The following is a 13,334-nucleotide window of genomic DNA, read 5'->3' as shown; positions in this document are numbered from 1 at the left end:
CCCTAAAAGCGCAGGCCAAGCATGACAGAACAGCCCACGCACGCCGGACGGATTACCATCTCGGTTGACGCAATGGGCGGAGATTCGGGGCCCGCTGCTGTTGTGGCGGGGATCGCCAAATCGGCGGATAAGAACCCCGATATCGCGTTCATCTTGCACGGGCCTGAGGCCATGTTGCGCAAACTTGTCGCAAAACGGCGTGTCCTGAACGGGCGCGTCGTTTTTCGTGATTGTCCCGATGTGGTCACGATGGAGGACAAGCCCAGCCAGGTCGTCCGGCACGGTAAGCAAACTTCGATGTGGTCCACACTGGAGTCGGTACGTCAGGGTGAAGCCCATGGCGCGGTCTCCTGTGGCAACACCGGCGCATTGATGGCCCTGTCGATGATGCGTCTACGTAAGCTGCCGGGGGTAAACCGCCCGGCAATCGCTATTTTGTGGCCCTCGCGCAATCCGCAGGGCTTCAATGTAATGCTGGACGTAGGCGCCGATGTGCGCGCGGACGCCAAGGACCTGCTGCAATATGCTTTGATGGGTGCCTCTTATGCCCGAAACGGCATGGCGTTGGAACGTCCCCGGATCGGCCTTTTGAATGTGGGCACCGAGGAACATAAAGGGCGCGCCGAGCTAAAAGAAGCGCATGGCATGATCTCGGATTTTGCGGATCAGGCCAGCTTTGACTTTGTGGGTTTTGTCGAAGGCAGCGACATCCCGGGAGACAAAGCCGATGTCATTATAACAGACGGGTTTACAGGCAACGTCGCCATCAAGACCGGAGAAGGCACAGCCAGCCTGATCGGAGATCTTCTGCGCGAGGCGTTCAAATATTCTCCGCTCTCACGACTGGCCTCGATCCTTGCAATCACATCTTTGCAGCGGTTGAAGAAACGAATTGATCCTCGGCGCGTGAATGGTGGAGTTTTCCTTGGCCTGAACGGAACCGTCGTCAAATCACATGGTGGTGCAGACTCGACCGGCGTGTCAGCCGCTGTAAAGCTGGCCTTTACCCTGGCCGAGTCCGGCTTCGCCGAAAAATTGGCAGCACGGGTTGCATCGACAGCCGAGCTTGCACAAGATGCCGCAGACACGCCGTCGAAGGCCGGTGAATAACAAAAAAGGCAGTACCCCAGCATGGCAGGCCGTTCAATTATAGTTGGTGTCGGGCACTATTTGCCAGAGCGCATCGTCCCGAATTCCGAGTTCGAAGAAACGCTCGATACGTCTGATGAGTGGATACGGACACGTTCCGGGATCGAACGCCGGCATTTTGCAGCGGAAGACGAAACCACTTCGATTATGGCTACAAAGGCTGCCAGTGCCGCACTGGTCGATGCGGGTCTGGAGGCAGATGATATTGATGCGATTATTCTTGCAACATCGACCGCTGACCTGACGTTTCCCTCTGCCGCAACAATGGTTCAATCGCAGCTTGGCATGACCAAAGGCTTCGCCTTTGACGTACAGGCGGTTTGCGCCGGATTCGTCTATGCCATGACCAATGCCAATGCGCTGATCGTGTCAGGCCAGGCCAAACGCGTGCTGGTCATCGGCGCCGAGACGTTCTCTCGTATCATGGACTGGACCGACCGGTCGACCTGCGTGTTGTTCGGCGACGGCGCCGGAGCGATAATCCTTGAACAGCATGAGGGCGCAGGAACCTCGGACGATCGGGGCATTCTGGCAACCGACCTGAACTCGGACGGGCGCTATAAGGACCTGCTCTATGTGGATGGAGGCGTCTCGACCCAGTCCACAGGCTATCTGCGGATGAAAGGAAACCAGCTGTTTCGGCAGGCAGTTGAACGTCTGACCTCTACCGCAGAAACCTGCCTCGAGAAGGCTGGGCTAAGCCATGAAGATGTGGATTGGATCGTACCGCATCAGGCAAACATTAGAATCATTCAGGGCACAGCCAAGAAATTGGGCGTTCCTATGGAACACGTTGTCGTTACCCTGCAGGACCACGGAAATACCTCGGCCGCATCTATTCCCCTGGCAATGTCTGTTGCGAAACAGCGTGGGCAGTTCAAACAGGGTGATCTGCTGGTCACAGAGGCAATCGGAGGTGGATTGGCCTGGGGCTCAGTCCTCTTGCGGTGGTAACAAGCGCAATTCAGCTTACACACTCGCCCGCAATTCATTGATATTGACAGCGAATTTGCCCTGACCCTATGCTCTGATAGCAACAGGGGAATTGGCATGAGCGACAAAACACTGACCCGAATGGATCTGAGCGAGGCCGTATTTCGTGAAGTTGGCCTTTCACGCAATGAAAGCGCGCAACTGGTCGAGAGCGTTCTGAACCATATGTCCGACGCATTGGTGCGCGGTGAACAGGTGAAGATCTCATCTTTTGGAACGTTCAGTGTTCGGGACAAGACAGCTCGTATCGGCCGCAATCCCAAGACAGGCGAAGAAGTTCCAATTCAGCCTCGCCGTGTTCTCACCTTCCGCCCGTCGCATCTGATGAAAGATCGCGTCGCCGCAGGGAACCGCAAATAAGATCAGGACGGCACGAATATGAGCAAGTCCCCAGACGCCTTTCGCACCATCAGTGAAGTTGCGGACTGGTTGGGTGTGCAGCCGCATGTTCTGCGATTCTGGGAAAGCCGCTTCAATCAGGTGAAACCGGTAAAACGGGCCGGTGGGCGCCGATATTATCGCCCCAACGATATGCGCCTGCTGGGCGGCATCAAGAAGCTTTTGCATGAAGATGGGATCACCATCAAAGGCGTACAGCGCATTTTGCGTGAACAGGGCGTGGCGCATGTTTCTTCAGTGTCCCAGGGCCTGGATGAAATGGCACATCTTGAACCCGCACCCGATGCAAATGTCGTTGTGCCATTCACGGCCAAGCCAGCCCCCCCGCATGAGCAGATACATCTAGATCTTGGCGACGCGCAAAAACCCGAACCGACCCCTGCCCCCGCTCCGCCAAAAGCTGAGCCTGCGGCCCAAGCCCAGCCGTCTTATCCCGACGCCTCGCCCTTGTTGGGTGGGATCGCGACACTGGCCTGGACCCGAGACGCATTCGATGACCAGTTGCTCAGCCAGATAGCACCCATCGCGCAAGAGCTGCGCAGCGTGTTGAACCGAATAGAAAACCGATCGGCGGGATAAGAAAAAAGGCGATGATTTCCTCTTGCCCCCGCCGGGAAAGTCTTTATGAACACCTCAACGTCGGGCTATGGCGCAGCCTGGTAGCGCGTCCGTCTGGGGGACGGAAGGTCGCAGGTTCGAGTCCTGCTAGCCCGACCAAATCACACCGACGTTTATGGCACACAGGCCAGATCCCGCTCTGGCATCAGGGGGGATCGGAATGACCGGCGTATGCCCGAACCAGCAGATAGAGGCGATGATCGCGCGCGGTGAGATTACCGCAAGCCCAGAGGTCATCCCCGCCCAGATTCAACCCGCCAGCCTTGATTTGCGTTTAGGTACAGTTGCTTACCGGGTACGTGCCTCGTTTCTGGCAGGCGAAGGTCGCACCGTAGCCGAACGTTTGTCGGAATTTGAGATGCACCGCATCGATATCTCTGAAGGTGCTGTGCTGGAAAAGGGCTGTGTCTATCTAGTGCCGTTGATGGAATCGCTGGCCCTGCCCCAGGGGCTGAGCGCGGCCGCCAATGCAAAAAGCTCGACTGGGCGGCTGGACCTTCTGACGCGCACGATCACCGATGGCGGGACCGAGTTTGACCGGGTGCCTGCAGGCTATACCGGCCCCTTGTATGCCGAGATCTGCCCCCGCTCATTCTCGGTTCTGGTGCGTCCGGGAATGCGGCTGAACCAAATCAGGTTCCGGCAGGGACAGGCCGTGCTGAGCGATACCGATCTAAGCGCCCTGCACGCCGAATCCCCGCTGGTCGATGGCCCCGCTGTCATTCAAGACGGGCTCGGGTTCTCGGTGGACCTGCGGCTGCCCGACACCGATTTGGTGGGCTACCGCGCCAAACCTCATACGGGTGTCATTGATCTGGACCGGATCGGCGAATACGACCCGCAGGAATATTGGGAAGAGGTGCGTACCACCGATGGGCGCATCATCCTCGACCCCGGTGCGTTTTACATTCTGGTCAGCCGCGAGGCGGTGCATATCCCGCCGATGTATGCGGCTGAAATGGCCCCTTATCTGGCGATGGTCGGGGAATTCCGGGTGCATTATGCCGGTTTCTTCGATCCCGGTTTTGGCCATGCCGCCGCAGGTGGCGAAGGATCACGCGGAGTGTTGGAAGTCCGCTGTCACGAGGCCCCATTTGTATTGGAGCACGGCCAAGTCGTCGGGCGGCTGGTGTACGAGCGGATGTCAGAAATGCCCACGCAGCTTTATGGTGCAGGCATCGCCTCGAACTATCAGGGACAAGGATTGAAACTGTCCAAGCACTTCAAAGCGGTAACCTGATCAGAACCGGATAAACCGGCGCATCTGATTGGCCACTCGCTGGGCTTGACGCATGTTTTGACGCTGGCGGTTTCCGTCCGCCTGCAGCTGATCAGAGGCACCTGAGCTCTCGTGCGGCGGCTGCTCTTGCCCCGACTTCTGGCCCACGCGGCTGGCCATGTCGAACCCCTTGTCCACCCCTTTGGTGACAAGCCGCCGCATGACCTGTCGCACAATCATGTCAATGATACGATTGGCATTCATTGCTCAACTCCGATTTCCAGGCTTCTAAATAGTCGATTTGTGCGGCAACAAAAGGGCCGCGTGATCACTCTTCCTCGAACAGTTCGGTTTGATCTTCGTCTTCCTGCCCCTCTCCCAGTGGGATCGTTCCCGGAGGCGGTCTGTTCTCCAGCAAACCGGCAGCGCGCAATTCTTTCAACCCCGGCAAATCCCTGGCGTTCTCCAGCCCAAAGTGATCCAGAAACTGCGGAGTCACCACGAAAGTCACCGGACGGCCCGGCGTCATGCGACGACGACCCAGTCTGATCCACTCCATCTCCAAAAGTTGGTCGATGGTCCCGCGCGAGACCGATACGCCGCGAATTTCTTCGATCTCGGCACGTGTACAGGGTTGGTGATATGCCACGATCGCCAGCGTTTCGATCGCGGCCCGGCTGAGTTTGCGGGTTTCAACCGTTTCTTTTTGCATCAGAAAACCCAAGTCTGGGGCAGTGCGAATGGCCCAGGATTCACCAACCTGAACCACACGAACACCACGCCCTTCATAGCGTTTCTTAAGCATTTCCACCGCCTGTGACGCGTCGCTGCCATGGGGCATCCGCACTTCAAGATCGGCAATCGTCACCGGCTCGGCACTGGCGAATAACACGGCCTCAACCATGCGTTCCTGTTCGGCCATAGGCGGAGCTTCGAACAGGGTGCCGGTACCTTCTTCCTGAGGCGCGTCAGTCACGGGATTGGGTCCTCTTGCGTAGTTGTATCGGAGCAAAAGTTTCGCTCTGCTGAATTTCCATATGTCCTTCTTTCACCAACTCAAGTGAGGCCGCAAAAGTAGCCGCCGTCGCGGACCGCCTGCGCACCGGGTCGGCATCCCAGCCCTCGGGCAGATAGGTCTCCATATCCGTCCAGGCCCCGGCAAAGCCGATCAGCGGGCGCATACGTTCCAGCGCCTGTTCCATCGTGAATACGGCGTCACGGTCCATGACAAAGGGGCGGAATTCATCACGGGTGCGAATGCGGGCATAGCCCTGCATCAGGTCCAGCAGAGTGGCGGAATAGGTCACGGTGCGGATGCGCGTGACATCCTCGCCCTGCCCGCGTTTGAAGAAATCACGCCCCAGCTGATCGCGCCCCATCAATCGGGCGGCAGCATCGCGCATGGCCTGAAGCCGCTCGAGCTGAAATGCCAGATGCGCAGCCAGTTCTTCGCCCGAGGGGCCTTCGTCATTCGGATCCGGAGGCAGCAGCAAGCGCGATTTCAGAAAGGCCAGCCATGCCGCCATCACCAGATAGTCGGCGGCCAGTTCGATCCGCAGCGCCCGTGCCTTTTCAACAAAGGACAAGTATTGCTGCGCCAGCGCCAGAACCGATATTTTGCGCAGATCAACCTTTTGCGTGCGGGACAGCATCAGCAGCACATCGAGCGGACCTTCAAACCCGTCGACGTCTACGATCAATGCCTCTGCCGCAAGGCGATCCGCGACCGAGACGGGGTCTTCGCTAAAAAGATTATCCGACATACACCTGCCCGCCCATTAGGCGAGAAAGTTCGGCTTCGGCGGCTTGGATGTCAAGTTCCTGCGGGGCTTTGCGCATCGCCAACGCCCGTTCAGCGCGTTTCTGTGCCTGTTCGGACATCTTTTCGGCGGTGCTCAGCACCCTAGCACGGGCATCAAAAGAGCCGTTGCAGTACAAAACCACATCGCACCCTGCAGCTAGCGCCTGATTGGCAATCTCTTCTGGATTTCCGCTGAGGGCCTTCATCGAGATATCATCCGTCATGATCAGCCCGCCAAACCCGATCGTTTTGCGGATCAGGCTGATCATGGTCCGAGAAATCGTAGCAGGTTGAGGGTCAATCCGGTCATAGACCAGATGCGCCGTCATCCCCATCGGCAGATCGTTCAAATCCCGAAACGGGCCGAAATCGGCCTCGGTCAGGTCCTCTTGCGTCAGATCGACATGGGGAAGGTCATGATGGCTGTCCAGCGTGGACAAACCATGACCCGGCATGTGTTTGAGCACCGGCAATACACCGCCATCCAAATGCCCCTCGGCAACCGCACGACCGATCCGGGAAACCATTTTGGGATCAGACCCATAGCAGCGGTTTCTAAGGAACGGATGCGTCTCGTTCCGGGCCAGATCCACCATGGGGGCGCAGTTGCTGTCGATCCCAAGCTCGAACAGTTCATTCGCAATCAGACGATAGCGCAGATACATGGCACGTTCGGCCTGCTCTCCGCTCTGGGCCACGTGATCCAGCGGCGGCATCCATTCCCGTGCCAGCGGTGTGCGCAGTCGTTGCACGCGTCCACCCTCTTGATCAACAGTGATCGGGCAGTTTCGCCCCACAGCCTCGCGGAAATCGTCGCATAGGGCGCGCACCTGATCCGCAGACTCGATATTACGGGCAAACAGAATGAACCCGAATGGGTTCATCTCTCGGAACAGTTTTTTCTCATCAGGCGTCAGGCGCAGACCTTCAGCGTCGGTAATGACTGCGCCGAAATTCACCGCGCGGCAACCGGAATGCAATCAGCGCCTTCGGCCTGCAAAGCGGCACAGAATTGGCGCGAGTCGCTCAGATCGTCAAACCCCAGAACCCGAAGACGATAGAAAGTCCGCCCACCGCTTGAGGTTTTCTGTATAACACGCTGTTTTCCATCCATATAATCCCCGAATCGTCCATTCATGCGATCCCATTCCGAGCGCGCGACGTCCGAATTTTCATAGGCGCCAAGCTGGGCCATACGGGTGCCCTTGGTCAGAGTTTCAGGATCTACATCCAAGCCGACCGCAGCTTTGACCGCCGCGTTGATCGCGTCTTCGGTAGTGCTGTTTGACGTAATTGCGCTGCGCACACCGCCAGCGGGGCGCAGGACCGGGCGCAGCGACCGGCGCACACCAGGCAAAGCCGCCAGTTCTGGGTCCGGTTGCGATGCAGCCAGATCAGCCGGATCAATAGCAGGCTCTTCCTCGGGGATGGTCAAAGAGGCCAACTGAAAACTTTGCTCGCCAACCTGATCGGAATTTTCCGCCTCTCCCGCCAGTTCAGCAACCAGTGCATCAACCGCGCCCTGGCGCATCTGTGTGGCCGTCCGGTCAGAGACGTTTTCCTGGACCACATGTACGGCAGGTGTCGGTTGCAACGGTGCCACCGGAGTATCTTCATCTGTCAGGGAAACCGGGCGCGGTGCAAGGATCAGCCGATCAGCAGGCGGCGCTGCTGTGCCCACTGCCGCAACCGTGTTCACGGCCAAACCCTGATGATCCGCAGGGGTGCCACCCGGGCTATCCGGCTGAATACGCATTGGTCCATCTAAGGCCCGAACAACCGGCACGCCACTCACATCGCGCATTACCAAATTGTAACCCCAAACACCGATGCCAGCGACCAGCGCCAATGATGCAACGGCACCTAGAGCACTAACAATACGACCCAAACCCGCGGGATGGGGCGTTTCGTCATATCCGTGCAAGTCATTAGGGAGGTCATACCCATCCTGAGGATGAGCTTGATTCGTATAATGCATCTGCTCGGGGCGCATTTGCCCCGGGTAATCGTAACTTGCCATGTCCGCCTCACCGCCCGTTTAGCGCCGAAAATAAGGCGCGCGGGTCATTTCTTGCCTACCTCGTACCGGCGGTTCGGACGGTGTTGTTCACCGCATCTCCTGCGCCGGGGTAACGCCAAGAATACCCAAGCCTGCTGAAATCACAACAGAAACGGACCGGGCCAGTGCGATTTTTGACTGGCTTGTGGCAACATCGCCATCCTGAATAAACCGCAGCTGGGTCTCATCGTTGCCCTTGTTCCAAAGCGCGTGGAAATCCCCTGCAAGTTCATACAGATAGAAGGCAACCCGGTGCGGCTCATTGGTGCGCGCGGCGATCTCAACCAGACGCGGCCATTCGGCCAGCTTCTTGGCAACAGTCAGCTCAGAGGCATGGTCGATCTTGCCTAGATCGGCGCTTTTCAGCGTTGGGTCCTGCGCGTCGATCCCGGCCTCAGCTGCACGGCGCAGAACACTCATCACGCGGGCATGGGCATATTGGACGTAGAAAACGGGGTTCTCGCGGCTTTGTTCCAACACCTTGTCAAAGTCAAAATCCAGGGCAGCGTCATTCTTGCGGGTCAGCATCACGAAGCGGGTCACATCCGGGCCAACCTGATCGACCACATCACGCAATGTGACGAAGTTCCCTGCCCGCTTGGACATCTTGAACGGCTCGCCGTTCTTCCACAGTTTCACCAACTGGGTTAGCTTGATATCCAGCGGTACCTTGCCATCGGACAGAGCCGATACTGCGGCCTTCATCCGTTTGACATAGCCACCGTGGTCAGCGCCGAACACATCGATCAACGCGTCAAACCCACGGGTCACTTTGTCATAGTGATAGGCGATATCCGGGGCAAAATAGGTCCAGCTCCCGTCCGATTTCTTGACCGGGCGATCCACGTCGTCGCCATGCTCGGTCGATTTGAACAGGGTCTGCTCACGTGGTTCCCAATCTTCGGGCTTTTTGCCCTTGGGCGGCTCCAGCACGCCCTCATAGATCAGGCCCTTGTCGGTCAGGGATTGCAACGCAGCTTCAATCCGACCCGTGCCATAGAGCGACTTTTCCGAGAAGAACACATCCATCTCAACGCCCAGCGCCTTCAGGTCGGCGCGGATCAGGTCCATCATCGCGTCTGTCGAAAACTCGCGCAGTTCTTCCAGCCAGTCGCTTTCCGGTTTGTCGATCAGGCTGTCACCGTATTTCTCTTTCAGCGCCTCACCAATCGGGATCAGATAGTCGCCAGGATACAGGCCTTCGGCAATCTCGGGGCTCAGCCCGTTTGCCTCGCGATACCGTTCGTAAGCCGAGCGTGCCAGAACATCCACCTGCGCGCCGCCATCATTGATGTAGTATTCACGGGTCACGTTATGGCCGGAATAGGCCAACAGGCTTGCCAGCGCATCTCCGAACACCGCGCCCCGCGTATGACCCACATGCAAGGGGCCGGTCGGGTTGGCCGAGACGTATTCCACGTTGACCTTCTGCCCATGCCCCATGGTCGAGCGGCCATAGTCCGTGCCCTGTTGCAGCACCGCAGCCAGTACACTCTGCCAGACCGATGGCGCCAACCGCAGGTTCAAGAACCCCGGCCCGGCAACCTCGGCACTGGTGATCCGGTTATCCTCGGCCAGCTTTCCGGCCAGCGCATCGGCAATGTCGCGCGGTTTCATCTTGGTGGGCTTTGCCAGCACCATAGCCGCATTCGTCGCCATGTCGCCATGCGCCGCATCGCGCGGCGGTTCAACGGCCACGTTGTCAAAGCTCAGCCCTTCGGGCAGCGCGCCTTCGGACTGCATCTGTGCCAGCGCGTCCAGCACGAGGCTGCGGATCTCGGAAAACAGGTTCATTTCGAATGTCCTTTTGCTTGCCCGGCGGTTTACCACGCGGTGCAGCAAGGTCAATGGACGGCGCCAGAATGCGCTTGGAATAAGAGCCGCCGCCGCTAAGGTCGGTCATATCTATCTAAACGGAGATTCCTATGCGCCTTGCCCTTCCCCTGTGCCTGCTCTTGTCGACCGCCCTGCCCGCTTTTGCAGAAATGCCCGCCCCGCAAGGCCATGTGCTGATAACGCTCGGCGGCTCGGTTGAGAAAACCAACCTGCCCGCACGCGGTGCAGAGGACGGCGGCTTGCTGGGTTATCTGGAGGTCACCCATGACGGGGCAGCTGGCTTTGACGCGACATTGCTGGATAGTTTGGATCAGGTCGAGATCACAATTCCCTACGGCACCGAGGACAACCAGCGCGACATCACCTTTAGCGGCCCGCTTTTGTCGGATGTGATGGTCATAGCCGGTGCCGAAGGTAAGACGGCCAAACCGATGGCAATGGACGGGTATCAAGCCGAAATTCCCTGGCATAGTATCTCGACCTATCAGCCTATCCTCGCCACCCACGCCGACGGCGCCCCCATGGGGATCGGAGGGTATGGCCCAACGATGATCGTCTTCCCACCCACCGACGACGCTGAGGCGGCGCAGGATCAGACGGGCCAACAAGTCTGGGCTTTGGCCTATATCGGGGTCGAGTGATCCGCCGGTATCGGGTGGCCAGTCAGTCTGGCATGATCCTGTAGCGCAAACCTGTCGGTCATCCCGGCAATATAGTCCGATACGATCCGGGCTAAGGCAGTCTCATCCTCAGCCTCTTCAATGTCCGCGTGCCAGCGCGCGGGCATTTGCTTCGGATCGCCAAGGTAGATTGGAAACAAATCCTCGACCACTTTGCTGACCTCGGCGCGCACCGTCATCACCGACGGCGCCCTGTACATCCGCGAAAACAGGAAAGCGCGAATTTCCTTCAGTTGCGCCCAAAGGCCTGTTGAGAACTGAATGACCGGATAGCCAAGATGCCGGATCTCTTCGACGCTCTGGGCACCGGACCCTGCGATCAGAGCCCGAGACGTGTCGATCACGTCCGACACCATAACCCCAAACACCCGCCGCAACGCCTCATGCCGACGGCGATAGGGGTCGAGGCCCGGGTACTTGCGATCCACCTCCGAATAACAGTCGCCCACGATCGGCAGTCGCTGAATGTCCTCGTCGCTGAACAACTCCGCCCTCAGCCCGTCCAACAGGTCATGATTGTTATAGGCGATGTCGTCAGACAAGGCCGCCACCTGCGCCTCTGCGCTTGCGTGCGTGTGCAGTTCAAGATTAAACGCCGCATTGCACTCCGCCAGCGCCCAGGGCAGTTCCCCTTCCACCGGTCCGTTATGTTTTGCAATGCCTTCCAGGGTTTCCCACGTAAGGTTGCACCCATCGAACTCGGCATAATGACGCTCGAGCCGGGTGACGATCCGAATGGCCTGCGCGTTATGATCGAACCCGCCATACGGCTGCATGATCTCATGCAAGGCATCCTCGCCAGTATGTCCGAACGGCGTGTGGCCAAGATCATGGGCCAGAGCCACCGCTTCGGTCAGTTCTGGATTCAAACCCAAAGCCCCGGCAATCGTCCGCGCCACCTGCGCGACCTCGATGGAATGGGTCAACCGCGTTCGATAACTATCCCCTTCGTGCTCAACAAAAACTTGGGTCTTGTGCTTGAGCCGCCGAAAGGCGCTGGCATGAATGATCCGGTCCCGGTCGCGCTGAAAGCATGACCGGAAACTGCTTTCTTCCTCTGGCACCAACCGCCCTCTTGCGCGGTCGGGATTCGAGGCAAAACATGCTCTGTCCAACGGTCTGTCCTTGTCGCCTGTCCTTGGGCTTTCTATATGGTAGAGTGGTTAAGAAATAAACCTTTGGAGTTTGGCATGAATCTGCCCCCGACAGTTACAGAACGCGCCTTTGACCGCCTTGCCGAGATCGGCGCAGCCGATCAGGGTCAAGCCCTGCGTGTCGCTGTCGAAGGCGGCGGGTGTTCGGGCTTTCAGTACGAAATTGCATTGGACAAACCCAAAGACGACGATTTGGTTCTTGAGGGTAAGGGGCAGAAGGTCATTGTCGACGCAATCTCACTGCCGTTTCTTGAAAATGCGGTGATTGATTTCACACAAGAACTGATCGGCGCACGCTTTGTGATCGAAAACCCAAACGCCACCTCCTCCTGCGGCTGCGGCACTTCGTTTTCAATGTGATCACCCGTGGGGGTTTCACCCCCACACCCCCAAGGTATTTCTAGCCAGATGAAGCAGGGATCCGCTCTCCGATTTCTAGACCGGAGAGCTTCACCTGGCGCGGTCATCGGCGCCTCCGCCTGTACCGCCAGCTGGTTTTCGGAGATTCTGGTTAACGGTCCGTTTCTTCATCTGGCCAAAAATACCTCGGAGCGCGAGGCAGCGCCTCGCAAACCTGTTCTCCGCCTTGCCGTTGGGCCCGTTCTGGGCGATAGGTTGCCAAGGACTGTCGGAGGGCCGCGCATGAAAATCGCCACATTCAACATCAACGGCATCAAGGCGCGGGCCGAAGCATTGCCGCGTTGGCTGGATGATGCCCAGCCCGATGTTGTGCTGCTGCAAGAGATCAAGTCAGTCGACGATAACTTCCCCAGAGAGATCTTTGAGGCGCGCGGGTACAACGTAGAAACGCACGGGCAGAAAAGCTTTAACGGCGTTGCCATTCTGTCGAAGCTACCGCTCGAGGACGTCTCGCGGGGTTTGCCCGGTGATGATGAGGATGAACAGGCCCGCTGGATCGAGGCCACGGTCGTCGGCAAACAGGCACTGCGTATCTGCGGGCTCTATCTGCCAAACGGCAACCCCACCCCGGGGCCAAAATACGACTACAAAATTGCCTGGATGGAGCGACTCTATCATCGGGCCCGCGACCTGATGAACAGTGAAGAACCCGCTCTGATGGCAGGTGATTACAACATCATTCCCCAGGCCGAAGACGCAGCGCGTCCCGATGCCTGGCGCGAGGATGCATTGTTTCGCCCTGAAAGCCGGGCCGCATTTCGGAAAATTCTGAATCTCGGCTTCACCGAGGCCTTTCGCGCTGGCACGCAAGGTCCGGAACATTATTCATTCTGGGATTATCAAGCGGGTGCGTGGAACCGAAATGACGGGATTCGTATTGATCATTTCCTTCTGACCCCTCAGGCCGCTGACCTTTTGCGCGATTGCAAAATCGATTCCGAAATTCGGGGGCACGAAAAACCTTCAGATCATGTTCCGGTTTGGATAGATCTAGATCTGTAATCGG

At 58.1% G+C, this 13,334-nt stretch carries 15 protein-coding genes and 1 tRNA gene; 9 read left to right on the top strand and 7 right to left on the bottom strand.

What is annotated here, in order from left to right; all coding sequences use genetic code 11:
• The first annotated feature begins 21 nt into the window (after positions 1-21).
• The 6 genes from plsX (at position 22) to AC2FJV_RS05130 (ending at position 4,399) form a co-directional block, all read left to right on the top strand.
• Positions 22-1,110, top strand: coding sequence for a phosphate acyltransferase PlsX (gene plsX / locus AC2FJV_RS05155; RefSeq protein ID WP_142633356.1), 1,089 nt, complete (start codon positions 22-24; stop codon positions 1,108-1,110).
• 21 nt (positions 1,111-1,131) lie between these two features.
• On the top strand, positions 1,132-2,103 hold the full coding sequence (locus AC2FJV_RS05150) for a beta-ketoacyl-ACP synthase III (protein ID WP_281994500.1): 972 nt from the start codon (positions 1,132-1,134) through the stop codon (positions 2,101-2,103).
• A 96-nt stretch (positions 2,104-2,199) separates the two neighbouring features.
• Positions 2,200-2,502, top strand: a complete 303-nt coding sequence (gene ihfA, locus AC2FJV_RS05145; RefSeq protein WP_037316145.1) for an integration host factor subunit alpha — start codon at positions 2,200-2,202, stop codon at positions 2,500-2,502.
• Positions 2,503-2,520: 18 nt separating this feature from the next.
• The gene (locus tag AC2FJV_RS05140; RefSeq protein WP_496688336.1) at positions 2,521-3,120 is read left to right on the top strand and encodes a MerR family transcriptional regulator; all 600 of its coding nucleotides are present in this window, start codon (positions 2,521-2,523) and stop codon (positions 3,118-3,120) included.
• A gap of 61 nt (positions 3,121-3,181) precedes the next feature.
• Positions 3,182-3,258: transfer RNA gene (locus AC2FJV_RS05135), tRNA-Pro, on the top strand.
• Between the two features lie 61 nt (positions 3,259-3,319).
• Positions 3,320-4,399 (top strand): 2'-deoxycytidine 5'-triphosphate deaminase, encoded by a 1,080-nt coding sequence (locus AC2FJV_RS05130; RefSeq protein ID WP_496688338.1) that lies wholly within the window; start codon positions 3,320-3,322, stop codon positions 4,397-4,399.
• Here AC2FJV_RS05130 and AC2FJV_RS05125 read toward each other — a convergent pair whose 3' ends face one another.
• The 6 genes from AC2FJV_RS05125 to argS form a co-directional block, all read right to left on the bottom strand.
• Positions 4,400-4,642, bottom strand: coding sequence for a hypothetical protein (locus AC2FJV_RS05125; protein WP_142633348.1), 243 nt, complete (start codon positions 4,640-4,642; stop codon positions 4,400-4,402).
• 64 nt (positions 4,643-4,706) lie between these two features.
• Positions 4,707-5,354, bottom strand: coding sequence for an SMC-Scp complex subunit ScpB (gene scpB / locus AC2FJV_RS05120; RefSeq protein ID WP_281994496.1), 648 nt, complete (start codon positions 5,352-5,354; stop codon positions 4,707-4,709).
• Positions 5,347-6,141, bottom strand: coding sequence for a segregation and condensation protein A (locus tag AC2FJV_RS05115; RefSeq protein ID WP_142633343.1), 795 nt, complete (start codon positions 6,139-6,141; stop codon positions 5,347-5,349). Before AC2FJV_RS05115 ends, scpB begins: the two co-directional genes overlap by 8 nt.
• Positions 6,131-7,138 (bottom strand): beta-N-acetylhexosaminidase, encoded by a 1,008-nt coding sequence (gene nagZ, locus AC2FJV_RS05110; RefSeq protein ID WP_281994495.1) that lies wholly within the window; start codon positions 7,136-7,138, stop codon positions 6,131-6,133. Before nagZ ends, AC2FJV_RS05115 begins: the two co-directional genes overlap by 11 nt.
• Positions 7,135-8,199, bottom strand: a complete 1,065-nt coding sequence (locus tag AC2FJV_RS05105; RefSeq protein ID WP_281971960.1) for an SPOR domain-containing protein — start codon at positions 8,197-8,199, stop codon at positions 7,135-7,137. Before AC2FJV_RS05105 ends, nagZ begins: the two co-directional genes overlap by 4 nt.
• Positions 8,200-8,286: 87 nt before the next feature.
• Positions 8,287-10,032 carry an arginine--tRNA ligase gene (gene argS, locus AC2FJV_RS05100; RefSeq protein ID WP_142633337.1) on the bottom strand — a complete coding sequence of 582 codons (1,746 nt, stop codon included), beginning with the start codon at positions 10,030-10,032 and terminating at the stop codon, positions 8,287-8,289.
• A 131-nt stretch (positions 10,033-10,163) separates the two neighbouring features.
• Between argS and AC2FJV_RS05095 the strand changes: the two genes are divergently transcribed.
• A complete protein-coding gene (locus AC2FJV_RS05095; RefSeq protein WP_271947491.1) occupies positions 10,164-10,715 on the top strand; it encodes a putative pterin-binding protein in 552 nt (183 codons plus the stop codon).
• On the opposite strand, the gene AC2FJV_RS05090 is transcribed toward AC2FJV_RS05095, so the two are convergent.
• Positions 10,697-11,869 carry a deoxyguanosinetriphosphate triphosphohydrolase gene (locus AC2FJV_RS05090; protein WP_496688343.1) on the bottom strand — a complete coding sequence of 391 codons (1,173 nt, stop codon included), beginning with the start codon at positions 11,867-11,869 and terminating at the stop codon, positions 10,697-10,699. The genes AC2FJV_RS05095 and AC2FJV_RS05090 overlap by 19 nt on opposite strands.
• A gap of 75 nt (positions 11,870-11,944) precedes the next feature.
• On the opposite strand from AC2FJV_RS05090, the gene AC2FJV_RS05085 reads away from it, so the two are divergent.
• Both AC2FJV_RS05085 and xth read left to right on the top strand, forming a co-directional pair.
• Positions 11,945-12,268, top strand: coding sequence for a HesB/IscA family protein (locus AC2FJV_RS05085; protein WP_142633331.1), 324 nt, complete (start codon positions 11,945-11,947; stop codon positions 12,266-12,268).
• Between the two features lie 282 nt (positions 12,269-12,550).
• Positions 12,551-13,330 carry an exodeoxyribonuclease III gene (gene xth / locus AC2FJV_RS05080; protein WP_496712898.1) on the top strand — a complete coding sequence of 260 codons (780 nt, stop codon included), beginning with the start codon at positions 12,551-12,553 and terminating at the stop codon, positions 13,328-13,330.
• The last annotated feature ends 4 nt before the right edge of the window (positions 13,331-13,334 follow it).

Source organism: Ruegeria sp. CDSA241 (assembly GCF_059611265.1).
The sequence above is the reverse complement of the archived record's forward strand: the minus strand, read 5'-3'. Positions and strand labels throughout refer to the sequence as shown.